The organism is Streptomyces sp. NPDC056061, from assembly GCF_042266885.1.
GTDB lineage: Bacteria > Actinomycetota > Actinomycetes > Streptomycetales > Streptomycetaceae > Streptomyces.
Genome location: NZ_JBHJWQ010000010.1, coordinates 1 through 22,808 on the forward strand (window position 1 = coordinate 1; position 22,808 = coordinate 22,808).

Consider the following 22,808-nt stretch of genomic DNA (forward strand, 5'->3'; position numbering starts at 1 on the left):
TACGCCATCACGCGTGCGGGCAACGACCGGTGACGCCGCTCAGTACGCCCCGCCTCCTCGATCACCGCGTCAACCACATCCGCGGGAAACACCCGCGTCAGCAACCCCACAGACACCAAATCCGACAACCGGACATCAGAAGACGGCTTCACCCAACCAGAACGCGGCATCCCCCCACAATATCCCAGAGCCACTTAACTGAACGGTATTGAGGCCGGCCCCGGACCGGCTCACCATCACCCGCGACGGCGTCGTCGTCCACCGGTGCCGACGCGCCCTGGCCCGACCCGACACCACCGAACCGCGGGTCACCACCGCGGCCGGCCCCGCGGACGGAACCATCGGCTGAACCGTCGCCCGAGAACGCGAACACACCCCCGAAGAGATGAGCGCCCTGGAGCGGGAGATCCTCGCCCGGGGCGCGCAACTCGCCGCCCACTACAACCAGGACCAGCGCCGGACCGTCACCGTGCACGACGGCCCTGACCCCACCACCGCCCTGGCCAGGAAGCAAACCCCTTGCCCGGCGAAAATGCGGTCCGTGCCTCGGACTCAGAAGCTGCACGCGACAGACCCCCGTACCCTCAGCGAAGTTGACACAGTCCCGGGTCGGCCGACCCATCACGGGACCGACGGACCCCACGACCCGCCCTCACCCGATCTGCAGCACCCCGGCTCCCCACCACACCCCACATCTCACCCCACACCCCCGCAAGTGCCATCTCGGCTCAGCAGACGGCAGAGCCAACGGAAGCGGGTTCGGCGGGCGTCTCGGGAGACTTCGGCGTGTGGCGCCAATTGGTCGAAGCCGTGGAATCCGCCCGACCATATGTGCAGTTCAGCATCTCCGCCGGCTTGCCAGATGCGCGTCGCGTACTGGACGCACTCGTCACGATAGGTCTCCGCGGCACCGGCGTCCACGTAGGCGGGCGGCAATTGGGACAGGTCCGTTGCGCGGGCGGCCGCGGCATAGTACGAGACCTGCGAGCCGTCCCGGTCCTCGCCGAGAAGAGCGGTCCAGCCCAGGCTGTTCGCATGGCGGTCCCACACGCCCAGTCCGGTCATCTGGTGTGCCGAGAGACTGTCGTTACGGTCGTCGAGCATGGGACACATCAGCAACTGGCCGAAGATGCCCGGTCCCTTTCGGTCGCGGGCCATCAGGGCCAAGGCAGCCGCAAGGCCCCCGCCGGCACTGCCGCCGACGGCGATGACACGTTGGCGGTCCACGCCGAGTGTGCCGGTATGGCGGGCGAGCCACAACAGCCCGGCGTAGCAGTCCTCGATCGCCGCTGGGTACGGGTGCTCAGGTGCCAGCCGATAGCCGACGGATACGACCGCCAATTCGAGGGGCTCCGCCCACTCGTGGAGGATCGTCTGCATTCCGGTGCGGCTGGATCCTCCGATCATGCCTCCGCCGTGCATGTGGTAGATGACCGGCGCTTGTCGGTACAGGCCGGTGGGGCGTGCGAAAAGGAGTGGGACGTCCGGTGCTCCGTCCGGACCGGGGGCGAGGAACTCTTGGATCTCGAACCTGCCGTGGTCGCGCAACTCTTCGAGTGAAGGGTCTGCCGTGGCGAGTCGCGCCCGCCACCGCGGGATGTCGTGAACCGTCGTCGGCGCGTTCTCCTGGGGCGCGCCCAGGTTCTCCAAATCCGCGTCGAGTTCGCGAGCGAAGGGCACGGGTGGGGCCGTGGGCTGCGTCTGGTTTCGGTTGCTGTTCATACGCCTTTCGGCCTCTCGGTGTGTTCGCCGAAGATCTCGGAGTGAAGTGGACAGTGCCGTGATCCAGGTACGACGTCGTGTCTGCGGAACGATCGATCGGTTGGCTGCTGCAGAGCGTGTTGATGCCGAGCACCGCCAGATCACCCGGCTGTGTCCGACACTCGTCGAACTCGTTGTGGAAGATGGCGGCGCCCCGTAGATGAAGCCGGGGCGCGCCCAGCCGTACTCCACCGGCGCCACCGCACGGCGAGCGTGCGATGGCGCGCGTGGATCGGCGCGTGACAACGGCGTTCGAAGGAGGAGGCGGGTCGATCGTGTGAGGACCCGCCTCCTGACCCGCTTGTCGAGGTGCCCGATCCAAGACGGTCAGGTGCCCAGGTCTCGGCGCTGATGCATCCGTCCGTTCCTGTCGAGCTCGATGATGGTGTCGACGCCGATCCGTTCGAGGAACGCGAAGTCATGGCTGACGATGAGGAGGGCGCCTCGGTACGTGTCGAGGGCTTCGGCGAGTTGCTCGACGCTGGCGATGTCGAGATTGTTCGTCGGCTCGTCCAGGATCAGCATCTGGGCAGGCGGTGCGGCCAGGAGGAGCCGGGCGAGCGAGACCCGGAATCGCTCCCCGCCGGAGAGTGTGCGGACGGAGCGGTCCACGCTGTCACCGCGAAGGAGCAGCCGGGCAAGCTGATTGCGGATGGTGCCGGCCGGCGTGCCCGGGGCGACGGCCTGCACGTTCTCCATCGCGCTGGCGTCGTCATCGAGCCCATCGAGGCGTTGCGGGAGGAAGCCGATGAGTTCGGTGAGAAGGCGGCCGTGCGGTCGCCCCGGCGTCGGCTCGGCACGCTGAACGAGCTGCTCGATCAGCGTCGACTTCCCGGCACCGTTCGCACCGACGAGCGCCACCCGTTCCGGCCCCTGGATCACGACGGTTCGGCCCTCGTCCTCCAGTTCCGCCAGCCGCCGTCCTCGTGGGACGTCCGGATCGGGCAGGACGAGATGGATGTGTTCCTCGTCGCGGACGCGTGCGTCCGCGACGTCGACGGCGGCCTGTGCGGCTTGGACTTTGTTGTCGAGAGTGGAGCGCAGTGATCCTGCGGATGCCTGAGCCTTGCTGGCGCGGTTGCCGGCGAGGATCTTCGGGATGCCGCCGTCCTTCTGGGTCTTCTTCCCTGTCCGTTCACGGCGCGCCAGCTTCGTCTCCGCCTCGATGCGCTGCCGTTTCTCGACCTTGAGTGCCTGCTGGGCTGAACGTGCGGCCTGCGCCGCGGCCGCCTGCTCCTGCTCCTGGTGTTCCTTCCATGCGCTGTACGGGCCGCCGAACATCTCCAGGGTGCCGCCGTGGAGCTCGGTGGTGTTGTCCATGTGCTCCAGAAGTTCGAGGTCGTGGCTCACGACCACGAGCGTCCCGGGCCACTGGTCGACGAACTCGGCAAGCTTGGCGCGTGTGGCACGGTCGAGGTTGTTGGTGGGCTCGTCGAGCAGCGTGATCGGCGTGCGCCGGATGCGCAGACCGGTGATCGCGATGAGCATGCCCTCTCCGCCGGAGACCTCGGCCACGCGGCGGCCGAGGTCTGCGGCGGAGAACCCGATCTGGTGCAGTGCTTCGTCGGCACGGGACTCGATATCCCAGTCGTCACCGATCGCATCGAAGTGGCGTTGGTCGACGTCGCCGGACTCGATCGCCTTCATCGCGTCGAGGATCTCGTGGACGCCGAGCAGTTCGGCGATGGTGGTGTCCTGCCGCAGTGTGAGCGTCTGCGGCAGGTAGCCGACCTCGTTCACGGTGTCGATCTGCCCGGCAGTCGGCTGCAGGTCACCGGCGATGAGCCGGAAGAGGGTGGACTTGCCGACGCCGTTGCGGCCGATCAGCCCGGTTCTACCGGCAGTGAAGGTGCCGTTGACACCGGCGAGCGCGACGGTGCCGTCGGGCCACTCGAAGGTCAGATCGCGCAGCGTGATGGCGGACTTCGTGGACATGGACAGTGCTTCTCTCTTCTCTTGCCCGTCAGCCGACGGGCGAGACGGGGGTCAGTTCTGTGTCGGCCGAGGCAGCCTCCGGGGCAGACTCGGCGAAATACCTCGCGTGCAATTGCCCGCAGGCGGCGTCGATGCCCGTGCCGAACTGGCGCCGTCTGGTCGTGTGCACGCCGCGCGCGGTGAGCCCGCGCACGAACTCCTCCACGCGGATCGAGGATGGTGCGCGACAGTCCGGCGCAGCGCCGGCCGCTTCGTTGTAACGGATGACACTGACGTGGAACAGCTCGGGCCTGGAGCGCTGGTGGACCAGCTCGGCGAGGGCAGCGAGGTGGTCGTCGCTGTCGTTGACACCGGCAATGAGCAGATAGGCCAGGTAGACCTTGCGACGCCTCGTGGCTGCGTGTCGGTCGAGGATGTCGAGGCTCTGCGCGAGCGGGAACGTCTCCTCGAGCGGGATGATCTGCGCCCGCTCCTGCTGAAACGGCGAGTGCACCGAGAGTGTGATCGTCACCTGCGGGTGCTCATCCACGAGGCGTGCGAGATTCGGTGCGAACCCGACCGTGGAGACCGTGACCCGTCGCGCGGACATGTCGGCGTAGGCGGCGTCGGTCAGCAGCGTCAGCGCATCGAACACATGCGGGTTGGCAAGCGCCTCACCCATGCCCATGAACGCGACACTGGCCGGCCTCGGCAGGCCCGCGCGCGTCCATCGCGGATGCATCACCTGCGCGACGATCTCGTCCGCTGTGAGGTTGCGGATCAGGCCGACCGCCCCAGTGGCGCAGAAGGTGCAGCCCAGGCCGCATCCGGCCTGCGACGAGATGCACATGGAGTCCCATCCGGCTCGATAGTGCGAGACGACTGTCTCGATCCGCGCTCCGCTTTCCGATGCGAACAGCACCTTCTCGACCTGCTCGTCCCGTTGCACCTCCAGCGGAGTCAGCGGGTGCAGCAACGGCCCGAACCGCTCCGCGAGCTCGTCGCGAACGTGCGCCGGGAGGGCATGGACGTCGGCGAAGGTCTCGGCCGTCGAGCTCTGCCACGCGGTGATGAGCTGGTGAAACCGGAACGCCGGCATGCCTGTCTGTGCGAGGTGATCGCGAATGCGCATCCAACGGCTCCTTGCGGTCAGGACGGTGCTCATGCGTCACCACCGGTAGGAGGCAAGACCTCACGCCCCCGGTGGAAGCCGCAGTGCCGGCAGGCACGATGCGGAGGTGCGGCCTTGCCGCAGAAGGGATTTGAACAGGTGGTGAGGGCCGGAGCGCCGGTCTTCCAGTGCGCTCGGCGATGACGAGTGCGGGAACGCGAAGTGCGATGTTGCATGGCAATGCCCCTTCGTGAACGGGTTGTGTGAGCCGGCGGAGCCGGCAGGACAACCGACCACGGGGCCGTGTGTCGATGAGGCGAGAAGTGCGAGCGGAACTGGCAAGGAGCCACGCTCCTGCGGCGTGGGAGCCACTACCCGAATGCCGGGCAGGAGGAGGTTGCATGCCCAGCAGGTCGTAGTCGCGCGTTCGCAGTCATGCACCCGGGACCGAGGTCGGTGCGATGCGAACGTACCGGCGAGATTCACGCCGCCGTGTCAACGCCCGGGAAGGGCGGACTCACGCGCGTGTGTTGAGAAACAATCGTTCACCGATGTGGACGACGCCCACACGAGTGAAAGCCACCGGCAGTTCGGTGGCTAGAACCTGTCTACCTCAATCAGTCCCATGTCCGCACCTTATCAGCCCTGCATTGCCGGTCAGTACGCAGCCGTCTCCGTCAGTGGCGTGTGCGGCAGCCGGCGGTCCAGGGCTCCCGGCAGATGCCCGGCACCCGGTTCCGCAGGCAGCGCCCCTCGTTCGGGCGCAGCAGACGCAGCGCCCGCAGCGCCTTGCAGGGAATGTCCTCACGCCCGCCGAGCCGGTGTCCCATCGGCGTGACAAGTACGAAGTCCTCGTCAGGCAGCGGGAGTTCGGCCCACCCCGGGCGCCCCGGGCAGAATCGCGGGTAGCTGCAGATCGAGCCTCCCCCGCGGCCGGCCCGTCGAGCAGTGACGAGGTCTGCTCCTCGTGTGCGCTCGTAGCCTTCGGACGCATCTTCCCGGCCGAAGGGATCGCCGTAGCGGAAAGTCATGGTCGCCGGTGCGAGACGCATGGCGCGGCAGGGCTCCTTCGCGAGGAACTCGGTCAGCCGGTCAAGGGCGGGCTGTACGACGACGGCCGACAGCATGAGAGAGACTGACGCCAGCGTATGACGCTGATGGATCCGGGGGCAGTTCCTGCCACATTTCGGTCCCGGTCCCAGCCGATTCCGGGCATCAGGGCCTGGACTCCAGCTCGCCGGTCACGCGGAAGGACCCGTCCATGGGACGGGCCCTTCCGCGTTTCTACGGCGCCTCAGTCCCTGAGTTACAGGAATTCACCACTGCCTGGCCGGCTCCGGCCGCGGTGGCCGAGAGGCCGATGGCGGCGACAGCAGTTGCGGTCTCGGTGATGTGCGTCAGGACCAGGATCATCATGGCGACGATCGAGGACGGGCCGCGGAGGTCGAGCCCAGCTCGTACCGTGATGTCGAAGAGTTCCCACGGGCCCTCGCACTACTGAGCGCTCATATGAAACGGATTTATCCGAACCAGTCCCGGAGGAACTACTGAATTACGGGACGAGGATCCAGAGATACCACGTGCTGCCCTCTTGGGAGCAGAAGGCGCTGCCGGCGTAGGAGTCCCGCATGTCTTCACACTGTCGCTGGGAGTCCATCTTCATCTTTTTCCAGTACTCGGCAACCGCTGCCACGCCGGTATCGGAGGGGGCAGGGGCTGCCTGTGCGATGGTGGCTGTACCGCCCGTCAGCAGGGCGGCTCCCAGTGCGGCGCCGGTGAGCCAGGTTCGTGCACGCATAACTTCTCCTTTTCTTTGACCATTTCACCCGACGCGGGCGCGGCCAGGTGCTGAATACGCCCCGAGCGGGGCATGCCTTCTCCTGCCGCAAAGCAGGGGATCTTTCTCGCTGCCGTCTCCCGACGGAGCACCACATCGGCGCTCGGTCTCGGCTTCGGCTGGGACATATCCTCTTTGGCCGGGTGCGGTCTCGACAAAGACCGTCGGCTGTAGCCGAATGTCGCTGGGCAGTGCGGATCACACCCAAGAATTCGGACATCGGGGGCTTTATGTTGCGAATCCATTTCACTTCCGGAGATCTGGCGCGGGTGACGATCGGCTACAACAGCTCGCCGCCGGTGAGTGAGGCCGTGATGAGTCTGCAAGCGCTCCGTCGTCGTTCGGACCCGCGGTTCTCCGCGTGGCGGCACACCATCGGAAAGCAGCTGCCCGCGCGGGCGTCGCTGCTCGGTTCCCTGGTGCCGGCCTCCGGCTGGGCCCCGGACTTCCTCACCCCGGGACCCGATCACGCGTCCCCCACCACGGGGGCGTTCGACGCGATACGAGCCACGCCGCGCAGGCGTCTCACCGCCGAACTCCGCCGTCTGTCGGGCGGCCACCGCCTGCCCGCCTGGACGCAACAGCTGGCCGACGGCGACCGCGCAACGCTGGACGCGGTGACCGACACGTTGGCCGCCTACTACGACGTCGCGGTATCCCCGTTCCTCGACCGGATGCGGGCCGTACTGGACGCGGACCGCGCCTGGCGGGTGCACACCATGGCGCACCTCGGCGTCGGTGCAGTACTGGCCGGCCTGCACCCACAGGTGCGCTGGGAGGAACCCGTGCTGGAACTCCCCGGCCCGCCCGGACAAGAGCAGATCGACTTCCACCTGGAGGGGCGCGGACTCCTCCTGTCCGCCCACATCTTCTGCGGCTCCCGCCCCCGGACACTGCTCAACGAAGTGGGCACCCCCGTCCTCGTATACGCACCCGTCTGGAATCTCCGGAGCGACAGCCTCGTCGCCGCACCACCGGACACCCGGCCACACGCATCGACGTCCCTGGCGACACTGCTCGGCCGCACCCGCGCGGTCGCCCTGGAAGCGCTGGCATCCCCCGCCGGACACAACACCAAGCAGATCGCCGAAATCCTCGCCATCTCACCCGCCACAGCCTCGGAACACGTCACCGCACTACGAGACGCCGGCCTCGTCACCAGCCTCCGACAAGCCAACACCGTGCGACACACCATCACCGCCCTGGGTGCCGACCTCATCTCGGCCGCGACCGGTACCAGGGGAATCCAACTGCCCTGAGAGAGCCGCACACACCGCCGTCGGCCTCGTTACGGGTCGATGTGCGGATCTGCGGTTTCGCCCTCTTCTTCGCGTCGGGTGTGGCGTGTACCACAAAGACGGGCGGGAACTGGTGCGTTGAGGCGTACGACTGCCTGACGGCAGGGCGATTCCGGCGGCAGCCCCGCCACACCGCGGACGGCAACTCCGCCGTGCCCCGGATGAGAAACGGGCCGCACCCGCACGTCGCGGTTCCGGCTTCCCTGCGCTTCGGCTTCCCCACGACAGGAGAGTCATGAACCGCAGACACCTGCTCCGCGCCTCCACCGCCCTCGGTGCCGCCGGAGCCGTGACGAGCATTGCCACCACCGCGGCCTCGGTGGATCCGTCGACCTCCAGGGCGGGCACGGGGCCGCTTCGGCCGGGCGCCGGGCCGTTGCGTGTACACATCGTCATGTTCGACGGCGTGGAGGAACTCGACTTCGCCGCCCCGTACGAGGTCTTCGCCGCCGCCGGGTTCTTCACCGACCGGACGGTCGATGTCCGTTACGTCAGTGCCACCGGCCCCGGAACGGTCCGGGCCGCGTACGGGACCGAGATCCGTGTCGAGCACGGCTGGGCACCTCATCAGGCCGACATCCTGGTCGTGCCCGGTGGTGGCTACGCGCGCCGCGACAGCCCGGGGGTGTGGGCCGAGATCCGGCGCGGCACCCTGCCCAAAGCCCTGGCGGCGGCACGGCGAGGGCCCACGATCAGTGCGGTATGCACCGGCACGATGCTCCTGGCCGCCGCCGGCCTGACACGCAACCGCCCCTGTACCACCCATCACAAGGCGAGGGCCGACCTGGAGAATCAGGGAGGCGTGCTCAAGAGCGCCCGTGTCGTGGACGACGGCGATCTGGTGACGGCGGGCGGCATCACGTCCGGCCTCGATCTCGCGCTGTGGCTCGTACGCCGGGAGCTCGGCGCGGATGGCGCGACCGAGGTCGAGGCGATGCTGGAGTACGAGGCTCGTGGCACGGTCTGGGTGTCCGACGGGCGGCGGTGAACGACGCGGGGCCATCACCGTCCCCGTCCGGGCATCCGGAGCGCACAACCGTCGGCGGGCCGGAACTGCGGCCGACCGGGCATCCGTGGATATTGCGGGCACTGTCGGCCGCCGTGCACCCACCGCCTCCGAGGGCCTCGTGTCGGGCGCCCCGGCAACCAGGTCGGCGGGTCATTCCTCCAGGGCTGCCGCGATGCGGTCGAGGTCCTGGAGGAGCGCTGTCACGCGTTGCGGCGGGATCGCCTTCACCAACGGGGCCGGGAACGTGGGAAGCCTCGCAACCGACGACAACGCGGGAGGCGGATCCGCAGGGCCGGGGGCCCGCGGTGGAGTCCGCCCACGGCCTCACAGGCTTGCGAGGAGGCCGTCGAGCGGGAGCGGTGTCCGGTCCGGCGCGAGGGCCTCGACGAGGAGACGGCCGTAGCGAATCTTGCGGCCCTTCTTCGTGCCGAGGAAGCGCCGCATCTGCTGGTGTCGGGGCCGGCCGTGCTGTGCGGGCTGGCGCTGGAAGGTCTGCCAGGCGCGGAAGTCGCCCTCGGCGCGGAGGATCTCCTCGACTCCTGCCGTGCCGAGCGCGCGGATGAGTTCGTCCTCCAGATCCGCGGCGCATACGTAGATGTCCTGGAGGGGTGACTGGGACCGCGTCAGGCCGCGCTCATAGAATCCCTGTTCGCCCTCGTCGCAGAGTCCGGTCAGGCGCAGACCGAGGCCGGGCGGCCCGAGGAGGCCGGCATAGCGGCCGACGCTCATCGCCCCGCCCATCGGCACGACACACACGCCCTCGGTGGCCAGGTCCCGGCCGCGTCGGGCGGCCAGCGCCTCGACGGCCGCGAGATCGCTCAACCCTTCCAGGAGCACCGCGGTCCGCGCCCCCACACTTTCCGCCAGATCGCGCGCCGGCCCGTCGGGACCGCCCGCTGCCCAGTTGATGACCGCATCCCGGAATGCCCTCATGTCCGCCATGGGGCAAGTCTGCGCCCTCACCGGTGTCACGACACGGGATTATTCGGCGACCTACGGCTGTCCCGTGAACCGTGACGGATCGGCGCCCGGCGTCGGATGCGGTGCATCGCAAGGCGGAGGGACGTCCGCACACCGAATGTATGCGGACGTCCCGACAACGCGGCGCGGAATGGGGCCTCCCCTGCTTGAGCACAGCCGGGAGCCTGGGGAAACGGGTGTCGTCGTGCACGATGAATGTCACCGAGATCGGTGCTGAACCACGCCATGTTCGCCCCGACCGCCCCCACCGGTCGGCGGTGTCGTGCTCAGGTGCGGCCAGGATCGCGACCGGGCCGCCGAGTGAGCACCCGCTGACCGCGAAGGTGTCGAGCCCTTCGGCTTCGGCCGCCGCGACGAGCTGGTCCGCCAGCTCATCGACCTCAAGGCGGCTGGACGCCACCGGGGTGGCACCGGAGCCGGGGCAGTCGACCCCGACGACGGTGTGCCGCGCGGCGAGCCCTTCCATGATCTACCCGTAGTTGGCCTCGATGCCGCCGCCCGCACCATGGGCGAGCAGGAGGCCGGGGCCCTGGCCCCGGACCGTACGAGCGAAGGAGGCCGGGGGCGGTGTCGTCATCACCTGGAGTTCCATTCAGGGCATTGTCTGCCGCACTCGACAGCTATAGCGATCGCTAAAGTCGAGTGCGGGAACGACCGCACCAGAACGTCTTTAGCGATCGTTATAGCCAGGTGCTAGGCTGTGGCCATGAGCAGCGTGAACATCCCGCCCGAGGTCACCAGGAATGGGGCCAAGCCGACCCGCCGCGCGTTCGACCGCGATCAGGCACTGGCCGCCGCCCTGCGGGAGTTCTGGACACACGGGTACGACACGACGTCCATCGCCTCGCTGACCGAGGCGATGGGGATCAGGCCGCCGAGCCTGTACGCCGCTTTCGGTGACAAGCGGCAGCTGTTCGAGGAGGCCGTCGAGCTCTACGCGCACACCTACGGCGTCGTACCGGCGCCCGGATCGGATGCCCGCTCGACCATCGCCGCGATGTTGCAGCACCTCGCTGCGGACTACACCGACCCGAGCCATCCGCCCGGCTGCCTCGTCATCAGCGCGGCGACCAACTGCGGCCCCGGCTCGCAGGACATCAAGGCCAAGCTGCGCGCCATGCGTGAGAAGACCAAGGCCGCGATCGCCTCCAGCATCCGCGTCGACATCGACGCGGGGCGCCTCCCCGCCGCCACGGACGCCGACGGGCTGGCCGCCTTCTATGCGGCGGTCATCCAAGGGATGGATCAGCAGGCCCGTGACGGGGCGGACCGGGAGACACTGCGGCGCATTGCCGACGCCGCGATGGTGGCATGGCCGGCTGCGCCGCCCCCGACCGCCACCGGTGCGAGCGGCCGGGAAGTCGGCCAGGGGAGCCGGCCATGACGCTGCGCGGGGCAAACGTTGCGGGGAGCGGCACCGGGCCGTCCCCGGACACGAACGGGAGGTCGAGGACCGTGGCGGACGAGCAGGAGCCGACCGAATCCCAAGGACGGCACCGGCGGGACAGCTGCACCGCCCGTCCCGGCATGTGGGGCGAGCAGCCCTCCGCCCCGGCCGTCCGCGCGGCCGACGTGTTCCGTTCGGCCGGGGCCCGCGACGTGCCGGAGCTCGTCGGCGGGCACGGCCGCGACGCCCACTTCGGCGCCGGCACCGACCACGGCAACAGCGACAGCATCCATGAACACGGGGGCTTCGCCGTCCACTTCGCCGACCGCGCCCTGGCCGACGCCGACGCCGTCGCCGAAGGCTGGCCCCCGAACGAGGTCCATGCCTTCGAGGAGGGCGACCTGCCCCGCCGGCCGTCGCTCGTCACCCAGGACCTGCCCCGATGACCGCGACACCCGTACCGGACATCAGCGTCGACGGCACCGGTCTGCTCTGCGTCACCCTCCTGCTCCGCCTGCGTGAGCGGATCGACGGCGCCGCACCGGGCACCGTCGTGCACGTCATCGCCACCGACCCGGCCGCCCCGCTCGACCTGCCCGCCTGGTGCCACATGACCGGCCACACCTACCTCGGCCCCGTCCCGGGCACCGGCCGGCCCGTGTACGCGCTCCGGCTGACCGCCGACGCGCTGCCCACCCGACCCGACGCGCCGTGGCATCCAGCCCCTGCCGCCCCTGCTCAATCGTCCTGATCCCGGTCGGCCGTGACGAGGTCGCGCAGCGGGCGCAGGCCGCCGCCGGGGGTGCGGTGGCGGGGGCGACGTGCTCACGCGCCGATCGAAGCGGCATGAGGACCGGGAGCCCGACGCGGCCGGGATCGGCCGCAGGGCCCCAGGCAGCGCGGTACGGTTCGGGGCAGTCCCGCCCATGGCCGCAGGCAACCCGGTGATCCGTGCCGCCGTCCTCAACGACAGGTCGTCTCAAGGAGGTCATGCGGTGGGTACGCGCGCCGACATCGTCACACCGCTGCCGGAACTGCTCGGGCAGCACGCCCGACACCTCGGGGACAAGGTCTGTTTCCAGGACGGGGCCAGGAGTGTGACCTACCGGCAGCTGGAGCGGAGGACCGCGCGGCTGGCCGGTCACCTGGCGGCGCTCGGCCTGGCGCGCGGCGACCGGGTGGCCGTGCTGCTCGGCAACCGCGTCGAGACGGTCGAGAGCCTGCTCGCCGTCACCCGGGCGAGCTGCGTGGGCGTGCCCCTGGACCCCGGGCACTCGGAGGAGGAACTGACCCGCTTGCTGGACGACAGCGGGGCGCGGGTGCTCATCACCGACCGCGCCCATCCGGCGCGGCGGCGAACGCTTCCGTTCCGGCCCGGGACGACCTTCGTGGTGGTCGAAGGCGGCGACGAGGACGCGGCCGGGCCGGGGAACACTCCCCCGCGCTCGAAGGTCGAGGAATCGGCGGACGAGGCCGACGGAAGCGGTGCCCGGCCCGCCGCGGTCGCGGGTGGCGTCCTGCGGTACGAGGAGTTGGCGGGTACGCAGCCGCGGACGCCGGCCCGGGACGACCTCGGACTGGACGACGTGGCCTGGCTGCTCTACACCTCGGGCTCGTCCGGCGTGCCCAAGGGTGTCCTGTCCACCCAGCGCCAGCGCCTGGCACCGGTCGCGACGGGCCTCGTCGGCATCCTGGGCCTGTCCGAACAGGACCGCGTGCTGTGGCCGTTGCCCCTCCACCACGCGATGAGCCAGATCGTGTGCTTCCTCGGGGTGACCGCGGTGGGAGCGAGCGCGGTGCTGCTCCCCCGGTTCTCGGTGGCGGGGGTGCTCGGCGAACTGCGGCGCGCGGACGCCTCGTTCACCCTGCTCGGCGGGGTCCCGACCACGTATTCGGCGCTGCTCGACGCGGTCCGGGACGAGGCGTGGCGCAACGACGGCGGCGGGATCGGCGCGCCCTCGCTGCGGGGGTGCGTCAGCGGTGGCGCCGCGGCGGGGCCCGGGTTCCGCGAGTCCTTCGAGGCGGTCTGCCGGGTCCCCTATCTGGAGCACTACGGCAGCACGGAGGCGGGACCGGTCACCATGGCGGCGCCGGTCGGGGCGACGGCGTCCGGGCCGTGCGGCCGGGTGCTGCCCGGCACCCGGGTGCGGGTCGGCGGAGGCCCCGACGGCCGGGACACGGGCGAGGGCGAGTTGTGGGTCAGCGGGCCCGGGGTGATGGCCGGTTACCACGGCAGGCCGGAGGCCACCGCGGAGGTACTGCGTGACGGCTGGTTCCGCACGGGCGACTTGGCCAGAATCGATGCCTCCGGTGCACTGGCGATCACCGGCCGGGCGAGTGATCTGATCATCCGGGGCGGGGTGAACGTCCACCCCTCGGAGGTGGAGGCGGTGCTGCGGCGGCTGCCGGGGGTGGCGGACGCCGCCGTGGCCGGACGTGCGCACCCCGTCTTCGGCGAGGTGCCGGTCGGCTATCTGGTCGCCCAGCCCGGTGGCGGTGTGCTGGACAGGGCGCGCATCCTTGCCGCCTGTCGTGCGGAACTTTCCGGTTTCAAGGTGCCCGTCGAACTGTTCGAGGTGGCGGACCTTCCTCGTACCGCTTCCGGGAAGACGCTGCGGCGGGGCCTCGCCGGCCTGCCGGCGCGGGCGCTGGGCGCGGAGGCCGCCGGGAGGCCGTCGGAGAGTCTGCTGGCCCTGGTACGGGGCGAGGTGGCGGCCGTGCTCGGCTGTACGGCCGAGGCGGTGGAGCCGAGCACGGCGCTGCGGGACCTGGGCATGGACTCCCTGACGGCGACGGTGCTGCGGGAGCGGTTGTCGGCGGTGACCGGCCTGCCGCTCTCCGAGGCCGTCGCCTTCGACTTCCCCACGGCCGCCGCGCTCGCCGCCCATCTCGGGGAACGGGACGCCGCGGTACCGGCCGACGCCCGGGCCGTGCACCGGAGTGCGGCCCGGTCGGACGACGACCCCGTGGTGATCGTGGGGATGGCCTGCCGCTATCCCGGGGACGTGGCCTCTCCCGAGGAACTGTGGCAGCTGGTGGCCGACGGGAGGGATGCCATCGGTCCCTTTCCCACCGACCGGGGCTGGGACGTCCGGGCGCTGTACGACCCGGATCCCGGACGGCCGGGACGAACATACGTGCGCGAGGGCGGTTTCCTCTCCGGTGCGGACCGCTTCGACCCCGGCTTCTTCGGCATCTCCCCCCGCGAGGCGTTGGCCATGGATCCGCAGCACCGGCTGCTGCTCGAAGTGGCGTGGGAGGCATTCGAGCACGCCGGTCTCGTCCCCGGCACCCTGCGCGGCTCGGCGACCGGGGTGTACGTCGGGCTGATGTACAGCGACTACGCCCGCCACCTGACGAGGACGCCCGAGCACGTCGAGGGGTACCTCGGCCTCGGCAACGCCGGAAGCGTCGCCTCGGGGCGCATCGCGTACACCTTCGGACTCGAAGGCCCGGCCATCACCGTGGACACGGCGTGTTCCTCGTCCCTGGTGGCCCTGCACCTGGCGGCCCAGGCGCTGCGCCGGGGCGAGTGCGCCTTCGCATTGGCCGGCGGCGCCACGGTGATGTCGGGGCCCTCGTCGTTCGTGGAGTTCAGCCGCCAGCGGGCACTGGCTCCGGACGGCCGGTGCAAGGCGTTCGGCGCGACCGCCGACGGCACGGGGTGGGCCGAGGGGGCCGGCATGCTGCTGCTGAGCCGCTTGTCCGAGGCCCGCCGCGCCGGACTTCCGGTACTGGCCGTGGTGCGCGGCTCGGCGGTGAACCAGGACGGGGCGAGCAACGGACTGACCGCACCGCACGGACCGGCGCAGCAGCGGGTGATCCGGCAGGCACTCGCGGACGCGGGGCTGGGTCCCGGCGACATCGACGCGGTCGAGGCGCACGGCACCGGCACCCGGCTGGGGGACGTCATCGAGGCGGAGGCATTCTTCGCGACCTACGGGCGCCACGCGCGGCAACGTCCCCTCCGGCTGGGCTCGGTGAAGTCGAACATCGGTCACACCCAGGCCGCCGCCGGAGTGGCCGGCGTGATCAAGATGGTGCAGGCGATGCGGCACGGTGTGCTGCCGCGTACGCTGCACGCCGACGAACCGACCCCCCGCGTCGACTGGTCCACGGGGCGGATCGCGCTGCTGGGCCGGGCGGTGGAGTGGCCCGCGACCGACCGTCGGCGCCGGGCTGGGGTGTCGTCGTTCGGTATCGGCGGCACCAACGCCCATGTGCTGCTCGAAGAGGCTCCCGACGGCGGGAGGGCCGCGCCGCCGTGTGCCGTGGCGGACGGCGGTGCCTCCGAGGCCCTTCTCCGGGATCCGGCCGGATCGGCACGCCGTGGCGGCCCGGCGGGTGACGACGACGTGCAGCATGACACCGGGGCATGCGCGCCCGGCCCGGTCGCGATGAGGATCCCCAGCGGCCGCGTCGGGTCCGGGGAGGCGGTGCCGGAAGGCGCAGTCCGTCCCGCACCGGCCTCGGTGGCCCTTCCGGTGTCGGCCAGGAGTGTGCCGGGGCTGCGGGCCCAGGCACGACGCCTGTACGAGCAGGTGGCCGCCGCCCCCGAGGTGTCCCCGGTGGACATCGGGTACTCGCTCGCCACCACGCGTACGGCCTTCGAGCACAGGGCCGTGGTGGTGGCCCGGGACCGTGCCGAACTGCTCGGCTCGTTGCGGGCCGTGGCGGAGGGCGACGGACGGAACTCGGTGCACACGGGCACGTCCCGCCACCAGGGCCCGCCGGCCCTGCTGTTCACCGGTCAGGGCAGTCAACGCGTCGGCATGGGCCGCGAACTGTACGCGTCGCGGGATCTGCATCCGGCCTTCGCCCGCGCGTGGGACGAGTGCTGTGCGCTGCTGGATCCGCTGCTGCCGGTGCCCCTGCGGGAGGTCATGTTCGCCGGGGCCGGTACGGAGACGGGCGCGCTGCTGCATACCACCCGGTTCGCGCAGCCGGCGCTCTTCGCCCTGGGCACGGCCCTGTTCCGGCAGTTCGAGGCATGGGGGGTACGTCCCGGCCAGGTGGCCGGGCACTCGCTGGGCGAGGTGACGGCCGCCCATGTCGCCGGGGTGCTGTCCCTCGCGGACGCGTGCACGCTGGTGGCGGCCCGCGGCCGGCTGATGGACGCGCTGCCTCCGGGCGGCGCGATGGCGGCCGTTGCCGCCGACGCGGACGAGGTGGCCGCCCACCTCGCCGGGGCCGGGGGCGCGGTGGAGATCGCCGCGGTCAACGGGCCCGCCTCGGTGGTCGTCTCCGGCGACGAGGCCGCGGTGCGGGAGACCGTCGCGTACTTCGGGCGACGGGGCCGTTCGGCGACGCTCCTGCGGGTCGGCCATGCCTTCCACTCCGCCCGGATGGAACCCGTGCTGGCCGACTTCGCGGACGTGGTCCGGCGCCTGTCCTTCGCCGCGCCGCGGCTGCCCCTGGTCACCGCCGTGGAGGGCCGGGCGGCCACCGATGAGGAGCTGTGCACACCGGAGTTCTGGGTGGACCATGTCCGCCGTCCGGTCCGCTTCGCCGATTCGGTGGCGCACCTGGGCGGACGAGGCGCGGCACACTACGTCGAACTGGGGCCGGACGGGGTGCTGACCGGACTGGTGCGGGATTGCCTCGCCCCGTCCGGACCGGCCCCGGCCGATCCGGGCACGGGCGAGGCGGGCACGGGCGAGAAGGACGGCAGGCCGGGCCCGGTACCGCTGGTCCTGCCGACCCTGCGCGGGACGCGGCCGGAAGCGGACGCCCTGCTCGACACGCTGGCCGTGCTGCACGCCCACGGCGTGCCCGTCGACTGGCCGGCCGTCTTCGCCGGGCGCGGCGGGCGGCGTGTCGCACTGCCCACGTACGCCTTCCAGCGCCGCCGGTACTGGCTGGAGACCACCGAGGGCCATCCGCCCGCGTCCCCGGCGGACGATCCCGCCCATCCCTTCCTGCGGTCGGGCACCCGCACGGCCGACGACGACGGGCTGCTGCTGGGCGGGGTGCTCTCGGCGCACGACCAGCCGTGGCTCGCCGACCATGTGGTGGCCGGGGAGACCCTGCTGCCGGCGACCGCCTTCGTCGACATGGCCCTTCGTGCTGGTGAGCTGGTGGGAGCGGCCGTCCTGGACGAACTCGTCCTGACCGCGCCGCTGCCGTTGTCCCCGGACGGTGCCGTCGCCGTGCAGGTGAAGGTGGCGGGGGCGGACGACGCGGGACGACGGGCCGTGCTCGTCCACTCCCGGCCGCACACTCCCGCGGGTGACGGGCCCTGGCTCCGGAACGCCGTCGGCACGCTCTCGTCGGCGCGGCCGCCCGCAGACGGGGAGGAGCACGCCGTCGGGACCGGCGGCGCGCCCCGGCAGCACGCGTCCTGGCCACCGGAGTCGGCGACCCCCCTGCCTTCCGGCGGTCCGGAAACCGGGCCGTACGAGCGACTGGCCGCCGACGGGTTGCACTACGGCCCCGCCTTCCGGGGCATGCGCGCCGCCTGGCGGCACGAGGGGGAACTCTACGCCGAGGTCGCGCTGCCCGAAGCGGCCCGGGCCCCGCGTCCGGGGGCGGACGGTCCGGAGTTCGTCCTGCATCCCGCACTGCTCGACGCGGCACTGCACGCCCTGGCCCTGGACCATGCCACGAACGGTTCCGGGACGGCCGGTCCGGCGGCCGGCGAGGTGTCCCTGCCGTTCGCGTTCAGCGATGTGCGCGTGCACGCCACCGGTGCGAGCCGCCTGCGGGTCCGGGTGACACCCGGGCCCGACGGACGGGCCGGGGTGGAACTGAGCGACGAGACGGGCTCACTCGTGGCGACGGTCCGTTCGCTGACGCTCCGGCCCCTTCCGCCCACCGGCTCGGCGACGGCGGACGCGGTCGCCGGTGCGCTCCACCGGACTGACTGGGTGCCGCTGACCGAGCCGCCCGCCCCCGTGGCGATGCACCGTTGGGCAATTCTGGGCACGGCGGGCACACGGCTGGTGGACGCCCTCGCGCCCCCGGGGTCCGGGGTCCCGGTGCACCACACCCCGGCGGCATGTGACGGGGCATCGGCCGTCGTCGTGGCAGCGTGCCCGCAGTCCGCCACGAGTGGCGGCGCGCAGGACCAGGCCGCCGAGTTGCTGCGGGCGGCCGACTGGGCACTCGGCCTCGTGCAGGAGTGGCTCGCCGCACCGCACCTGGTCCGTTCCCGTCTCGTCCTCGTGACGTCCGGTGCCGTCGCTCCGGCCGATGCCGGTTCCGCCGTGGACGGTGCCGTCGGCCGCGCCGCCGACGACGAGTCCGACGGGGCGGGGTCCGTGCCGTCGCACGCACCGGTGTGGGGACTGGTCCGCTCGGCCCTGCGGGAGAACCCGGGCCGCTTCGCCCTGATCGACGTGGACGAACACCCCGACTCCTGGAGTGCCCTGCCCGCCCTGCTCGCCGCCCCGGTTGTGGAGGCAACCGTACGCCGGGGAACCGCGTACGTGCCGAGGCTGGTGCCGCTGGCCGCGGTGGCGCCGATGCCGCAGGAGCGTCGGCCGCTCGATCCGGAGGGCACCGTCCTGGTCACCGGCGGCACCGGATTCCTGGGCATGCTGGTGGCGCGGCACCTGGTCACCACCCACGGCGTCCGGCATCTGCTGCTCGTCGGCCGACGCGGGCCGGACGCCCCGGGGGTCCGGGAACTCGTCGCGGAGCTGGGCGAGGCGGGCGCCCGGGTGGCCGTTCGCGCCTGTGACGTCGCGGACCGGGCCGCGCTCGCCGCCCTGCTCGACGCGGTACCAACGGCCCACCCGCTGACGGGTGTGGTGCACACCGCCGGGGTGCTGGACGACGGCGTCGTCGCGGCGCTCACCACCGACCGTCTGCGGCGGGTCCTGCGGCCCAAGGCGGACGCCGCTCTCGCTCTGCACGAACTGACGCGCGGACACGACGTGGCGGTGTTCGCGCTGTTCTCGTCGGTGGCGGGCACCTTCGGCTCCGCCGGCCAGGCCAACTATGCCGCGGCCAACTGCGTGCTGGACGCCCTGGCACGACACCGCAGGCGGCTCGGACTGCCCGGTACGTCGATCGTCTGGGGCCCCTGGCAGCAGAACGACGGCATGATGGCGCACCTCGGCGACGCGGATCTGCGGCGGATGGCCCGCTCCGGGTTCGGTCCTCTCGGGCCCGACGAGGGCCTTGCCCTCTTCGACGCCGCCGTGGCCGGTGACGAACCCGTGGTGGTGGCTGCCCGCCTCACCCCGGCGGCTCTCCGCGGCGGCGAACCGGGGGCGAACCGGCTGCGAACGCCTGCTGTCGGCGCCCGCGACGCGGGCGCCGACCGACTCGGCCGGACGGCGGTGCCGGTTTCCCCCGGCGAGCGGGGCCGGGTGCTGCTCGCCGAGGTCCGGACCCTGACGGCCCGCGTCCTGGGCCATCGGGAGGAGGCGACCGAGATCGACGAGGACGCCCTGCTGGCGGACCTCGGACTGGACTCCCTGGCCGCGATCGAGCTGCGCAACGAGCTCGCGGCCCGGACGGGGCTGGCGCTGCCGCCCACGCTGCTGTTCGACTTCCCGACGCCGCGCGCGCTCGCCGCCGAGCTGACGCGACGTCATGCCACCGGGGCACTCCCCGCCGACGCCGCGTCCGGTGCCCCGGCCCGCCCCGAGGCCGCCGGCCCTCCGGGCTTCCCGGAGCCACCGGCGGACGGCGGCCCGGGGGCGGGCGCTCCGCCGGATGCCCGGGGGCGGTCCGCCGCTGCACCGCACTCCGCAGAGGCCCCGGACTCCCTGGGCGCCCTCTTCCGCACCGCATGCGCCCGGGGACAGAGCTGGGACGGCATGGTGCTCCTCACCGTCGCCGCGCGCCTGCGCCCGGTCTTCGACAGGACCGGCGCGTCCGGTGCGGCGCACGAACCCGTCGTGCTCGCGGCGGGCGGAACGGGGCCCCGGCTCGTCTGCTCCCCCGCGCTCAGCGCGCTCTCCGGACCGCAGGAGTACGCCCGCCTCGGTGCCGGGCTGCGAGGGCTGCGACCGGTCTCCGCGATGCGGCACCCGGGGTTCGAGGCCCGAGAGGCCCTGCCCGCCACCGTGGACGCCCTCGTCACCGCCCAGGCCACTGCCGTCCGCGCGGCCGCGGCCGAGGGTCCCGTGGTGCTGCTCGGGCGCTCGGCCGGTGGCTGGGTGGCGCATGCCGTGGCCGAGCGCCTGGAGTCCGAGGGCGCCGCCCCGGTGGCCGTCGTCCTGGTGGACACCCATCCCCCCGTTCACGACGAGCAGGATCAGGAACTCTCCGCGCTGACCTCCGACATGCTGCGCCGGGCGGCGGAATTCTCCTCCGCCGCCCCCGACCGGCTCACCGCGATGGCGGGGTACTTCGCACTCCTCAGCGGCTGGAAACCCGCACCGCTCGCCTGTCCCACCCTGTACGTGCGGGCCCGGGACCCGCTGCCCGGCGCCGGACCCGCCCCGGACTGGAGCCTGCCGCACTCCGAGATCACCGTGCCCGGGGACCACTTCACCATGCTGGAGGACCACGCCCGCACCACCGCGCTCGCCATCCATCGATGGCTCGACAGCCGGCTCTGAGGACGTCCGCGGCGCACGCGGGTGCGGGCGCGGACGGACTGCTCACCGGGGCGCGGCCCCGTGCCCTCGGCAGGCGCCTCGCACACGGTCGGTGGGCCCGTCACGTCCGAGTATTGGCGCGAAATCGACAGTCGACTCGGGTCCCGCGGCCCTGGTCCGCGTCCCCGCCGGACTCCGCCACGCCCCCGGAGAACTCCCGATGCCGCCCCGGGAGGAGCGCGACGGAACCGTGCACCGGGTGATCGTCCGGAGGCGGAGGGAGGCGCAGAAGTCTCTTGCGCCCGACGATCCTCCTGAAGTGGGCTGTCCCCCATGAAGAAGAGAGACATTGCGGCACTCACCGCGGTCCTGGCCGTGGCCCCCCTTCTGGCAGCGGGTGTGCCGGGGCAGCGTGTGGTGGCCGCCGACTCCGGTGCCGACGGTTCCTCCTCCGTCACGGGGTCGGCGCTCCTGCGCGGAGTGGACCTGGACACGGTGACGATCCCCGAGTTGCAGGCCCGCATGCAGCGCGGGTCCCTCACCTCGTCGGATTTGACCCTGGCGTACCTCCGGCGGATCGAGACCATCGACCCGAAGATCAACGCGGTACTGCACACCAGCCCGACGGCCCTGCGCCAGGCGGCCGCCAGCGACGCCAGGCATCGCCTCGGGAAGGCCCGCGGACCGCTCGACGGCATTCCCGTCCTGCTCAAGGACAATGTGAACACCCGTGACATGCCGACGACGGCCGGGTCGACGGCGCTGGCCGGGAGCCCGCCGGACACGGATGCGGACCTGGTCGGCAAGCTGCGCGCGGCGGGCGCGGTGATCCTCGGCAAGGCCAACATGTCCGAATGGGCCAACTTCCGTGCGGCGAAGCCGACATCGGGCTGGTCTGCGGTGGGCGGGCAGACGAACAACCCGTACGTCCTGGACCGGAATCCGTGCGGATCGTCCTCCGGTTCGGCCGCCGCGCTCGCCGCGTCGTTGGCACAGGTGGCGATCGGCACCGAGACGGACGGCTCCATCGTGTGCCCGGCGGGCATGAACGGGGTCGTCGGCCACAAGCCCAGCCTCGGGCTGGTCAGCCAGTCGGGTGTCGTCCCGATCTCCGCCGAGCAGGACACCGCCGGCCCCATGGCGCGCAACGTCATCGACACGGCGATCACCCTCTCGGTGCTCAGCGGGCACGCCGCGAGTGCCGACGGCGCCTTCGGCGTCTCGGACGCGGCAACGCGCCCCGGCGGCCTGCGGGGCAAGCGGATCGGCCTGTGGCGGCTCTCCTCGCTCGGCGCCGACGTGGACGCTCTGATGACCCGGACCGCGGCGCGGCTGCGCGCCGCCGGGGCCCACGTCGTCGAGGTGACGCCGCCCTATCAGGACAGGCTTGCCGAACTCGAGTTCCCGGCGCTGCTGAGCGAGTTCCACCGGGACATCGACGCCTACCTGTCCACGCGCAACGGGCCGCGCGACCTCGCCGAGCTCATCGAGTTCAACCGCACGCACCCGGTCGAGCGGTCCTGCTTCGCCGGTCAGGAGTTGTTCGAGCAAGCCCTCACCGCGCCGTCGACGACGGACCCGCGTTACCGGGCCATGCGCGCCGAGCTGAAGGACCTGTCCCGGCGGTCCATCGACGAGACCATGGCCGCCCACGGTCTGGATGCCATCGCCTCCCCCGCGAACCCGCCCGCCTGGACGAGCGACTGCGCGCGGGGCGACAACGACGTGATCCCGTCCTCCACCCCGGCCGCCGTCGCCGGGTATCCCTCGCTGTCCGTACCCGCCGGGTTCGTCGGCGAGTTGCCGGTGGGTCTGCTCCTGATGGCCGGCGACCGCCAGGACGCCGAGCTGCTGTCGCTGGGGGCGGCGGTGGAGCAGCGGCTGGACGCCTGGCGGGCACCGCGGTACCTGCCCTCGGTGACGTCCGACGCCACTCGGTGACGCGGTCGGGGCGGGCCCCCCCCCGGAGTGGCCGCGCCGGGCCCCCGCCCCCCCCCGGCCGGGGGGAGAGGGGAG

The 22,808-nt window shown here is 71.9% G+C and carries 16 protein-coding genes and 2 pseudogenes; 8 read left to right on the top strand and 10 right to left on the bottom strand.

Going from position 1 to position 22,808, the window contains the following annotated elements:
• A partial coding sequence (locus ACFC79_RS16665) for a transposase domain-containing protein (RefSeq protein ID WP_376241007.1) occupies positions 1–170 on the bottom strand: 170 nt, incomplete at its 3' end.
• Positions 171–208: 38 nt separating this feature from the next.
• Here ACFC79_RS16665 and ACFC79_RS16670 point away from each other — a divergent pair.
• Positions 209–349 (top strand): hypothetical protein, encoded by a 141-nt coding sequence (locus tag ACFC79_RS16670; RefSeq protein WP_376240665.1) that lies wholly within the window; start codon positions 209–211, stop codon positions 347–349.
• Positions 350–696: 347 nt separating this feature from the next.
• Here ACFC79_RS16670 and ACFC79_RS16675 read toward each other — a convergent pair whose 3' ends face one another.
• The 6 genes and pseudogenes from ACFC79_RS16675 to ACFC79_RS16700 all read right to left on the bottom strand — a co-directional run bounded on the left by ACFC79_RS16675 (position 697) and on the right by ACFC79_RS16700 (position 6,584).
• Positions 697–1,680 (bottom strand): alpha/beta hydrolase fold domain-containing protein, encoded by a 984-nt coding sequence (locus ACFC79_RS16675; RefSeq protein WP_376240668.1) that lies wholly within the window; start codon positions 1,678–1,680, stop codon positions 697–699.
• A gap of 408 nt (positions 1,681–2,088) precedes the next feature.
• Entirely contained in the window at positions 2,089–3,696 is a 1,608-nt protein-coding gene (locus ACFC79_RS16680) for an ABC-F family ATP-binding cassette domain-containing protein (RefSeq protein ID WP_376240671.1), read from the bottom strand.
• 28 nt (positions 3,697–3,724) lie between these two features.
• Positions 3,725–4,807 (bottom strand): radical SAM protein, encoded by a 1,083-nt coding sequence (locus ACFC79_RS16685; protein WP_376240674.1) that lies wholly within the window; start codon positions 4,805–4,807, stop codon positions 3,725–3,727.
• A 29-nt stretch (positions 4,808–4,836) separates the two neighbouring features.
• A complete protein-coding gene (rpmF, locus tag ACFC79_RS16690; protein ID WP_376240676.1) occupies positions 4,837–5,022 on the bottom strand; it encodes a 50S ribosomal protein L32 in 186 nt (61 codons plus the stop codon).
• A gap of 474 nt (positions 5,023–5,496) precedes the next feature.
• Positions 5,497–5,756, bottom strand: a pseudogene (locus tag ACFC79_RS16695) (LysR substrate-binding domain-containing protein); the annotation flags it as partial.
• 582 nt (positions 5,757–6,338) lie between these two features.
• Complete coding sequence (locus ACFC79_RS16700; protein ID WP_376240678.1) at positions 6,339–6,584, bottom strand: hypothetical protein; 246 nt, start codon at positions 6,582–6,584, stop codon at positions 6,339–6,341.
• A 353-nt stretch (positions 6,585–6,937) separates the two neighbouring features.
• On the opposite strand from ACFC79_RS16700, the gene ACFC79_RS16705 reads away from it, so the two are divergent.
• Positions 6,938–7,882: a helix-turn-helix domain-containing protein gene (locus ACFC79_RS16705; RefSeq protein WP_376240680.1), complete on the top strand. Its 945-nt coding sequence runs from the start codon at positions 6,938–6,940 to the stop codon at positions 7,880–7,882.
• 274 nt (positions 7,883–8,156) lie between these two features.
• A complete protein-coding gene (locus ACFC79_RS16710) occupies positions 8,157–8,909 on the top strand; it encodes a DJ-1/PfpI family protein (RefSeq protein WP_376240683.1) in 753 nt (250 codons plus the stop codon).
• Between the two features lie 345 nt (positions 8,910–9,254).
• Here ACFC79_RS16710 and ACFC79_RS16715 read toward each other — a convergent pair whose 3' ends face one another.
• The 3 genes and pseudogenes from ACFC79_RS16715 to ACFC79_RS16725 all read right to left on the bottom strand — a co-directional run bounded on the left by ACFC79_RS16715 (position 9,255) and on the right by ACFC79_RS16725 (position 10,503).
• Positions 9,255–9,872, bottom strand: a complete 618-nt coding sequence (locus tag ACFC79_RS16715) for a TOPRIM nucleotidyl transferase/hydrolase domain-containing protein (RefSeq protein WP_376240685.1) — start codon at positions 9,870–9,872, stop codon at positions 9,255–9,257.
• Between the two features lie 310 nt (positions 9,873–10,182).
• Positions 10,183–10,377 (bottom strand): annotated as a pseudogene (locus ACFC79_RS16720) (alpha/beta fold hydrolase); the annotation flags it as partial.
• Between the two features lie 3 nt (positions 10,378–10,380).
• A complete protein-coding gene (locus tag ACFC79_RS16725) occupies positions 10,381–10,503 on the bottom strand; it encodes a hypothetical protein (protein WP_376240687.1) in 123 nt (40 codons plus the stop codon).
• 114 nt (positions 10,504–10,617) lie between these two features.
• On the opposite strand from ACFC79_RS16725, the gene ACFC79_RS16730 reads away from it, so the two are divergent.
• The 5 genes from ACFC79_RS16730 (at position 10,618) to ACFC79_RS16750 (ending at position 22,733) form a co-directional block, all read left to right on the top strand.
• A complete protein-coding gene (locus ACFC79_RS16730; protein ID WP_376240689.1) occupies positions 10,618–11,295 on the top strand; it encodes a TetR/AcrR family transcriptional regulator in 678 nt (225 codons plus the stop codon).
• A gap of 71 nt (positions 11,296–11,366) precedes the next feature.
• Positions 11,367–11,744, top strand: coding sequence for a hypothetical protein (locus ACFC79_RS16735; RefSeq protein ID WP_376240692.1), 378 nt, complete (start codon positions 11,367–11,369; stop codon positions 11,742–11,744).
• The gene (locus ACFC79_RS16740) at positions 11,741–12,049 is read left to right on the top strand and encodes a sulfurtransferase TusA family protein (protein ID WP_376240695.1); all 309 of its coding nucleotides are present in this window, start codon (positions 11,741–11,743) and stop codon (positions 12,047–12,049) included. The genes ACFC79_RS16735 and ACFC79_RS16740 overlap by 4 nt, the downstream gene beginning before the upstream one ends.
• A 244-nt stretch (positions 12,050–12,293) precedes the next feature.
• On the top strand, positions 12,294–20,813 hold the full coding sequence (locus ACFC79_RS16745) for a type I polyketide synthase (RefSeq protein ID WP_376240698.1): 8,520 nt from the start codon (positions 12,294–12,296) through the stop codon (positions 20,811–20,813).
• Positions 20,814–21,125: 312 nt separating this feature from the next.
• Positions 21,126–22,733: an amidase family protein gene (locus ACFC79_RS16750; protein ID WP_376240701.1), complete on the top strand. Its 1,608-nt coding sequence runs from the start codon at positions 21,126–21,128 to the stop codon at positions 22,731–22,733.
• Positions 22,734–22,808 lie beyond the last annotated feature (75 nt).

Bases quoted from the DNA above. Each gene is read 5' to 3' on its own strand.
- ACFC79_RS16680 (WP_376240671.1), bottom strand. From the start codon at position 3,696: ATGTCCACGAAGTCCGCCATCACGCTGCGCGATCTGACCTTCGAGTGG.
- ACFC79_RS16685 (WP_376240674.1), bottom strand. From the start codon at position 4,807: ATGCGCATTCGCGATCACCTCGCACAGACAGGCATGCCGGCGTTCCGG.
- rpmF (WP_376240676.1), bottom strand. From the start codon at position 5,022: ATGCAACATCGCACTTCGCGTTCCCGCACTCGTCATCGCCGAGCGCAC.
- ACFC79_RS16700 (WP_376240678.1), bottom strand. From the start codon at position 6,584: ATGCGTGCACGAACCTGGCTCACCGGCGCCGCACTGGGAGCCGCCCTG.
- ACFC79_RS16705 (WP_376240680.1), top strand. From the start codon at position 6,938: ATGAGTCTGCAAGCGCTCCGTCGTCGTTCGGACCCGCGGTTCTCCGCG.
- ACFC79_RS16710 (WP_376240683.1), top strand. From the start codon at position 8,157: ATGAACCGCAGACACCTGCTCCGCGCCTCCACCGCCCTCGGTGCCGCC.
- ACFC79_RS16715 (WP_376240685.1), bottom strand. From the start codon at position 9,872: ATGGCGGACATGAGGGCATTCCGGGATGCGGTCATCAACTGGGCAGCG.
- ACFC79_RS16725 (WP_376240687.1), bottom strand. From the start codon at position 10,503: ATGGAACTCCAGGTGATGACGACACCGCCCCCGGCCTCCTTCGCTCGT.
- ACFC79_RS16730 (WP_376240689.1), top strand. From the start codon at position 10,618: ATGAGCAGCGTGAACATCCCGCCCGAGGTCACCAGGAATGGGGCCAAG.
- ACFC79_RS16740 (WP_376240695.1), top strand. From the start codon at position 11,741: ATGACCGCGACACCCGTACCGGACATCAGCGTCGACGGCACCGGTCTG.
- ACFC79_RS16750 (WP_376240701.1), top strand. From the start codon at position 21,126: ATGAAGAAGAGAGACATTGCGGCACTCACCGCGGTCCTGGCCGTGGCC.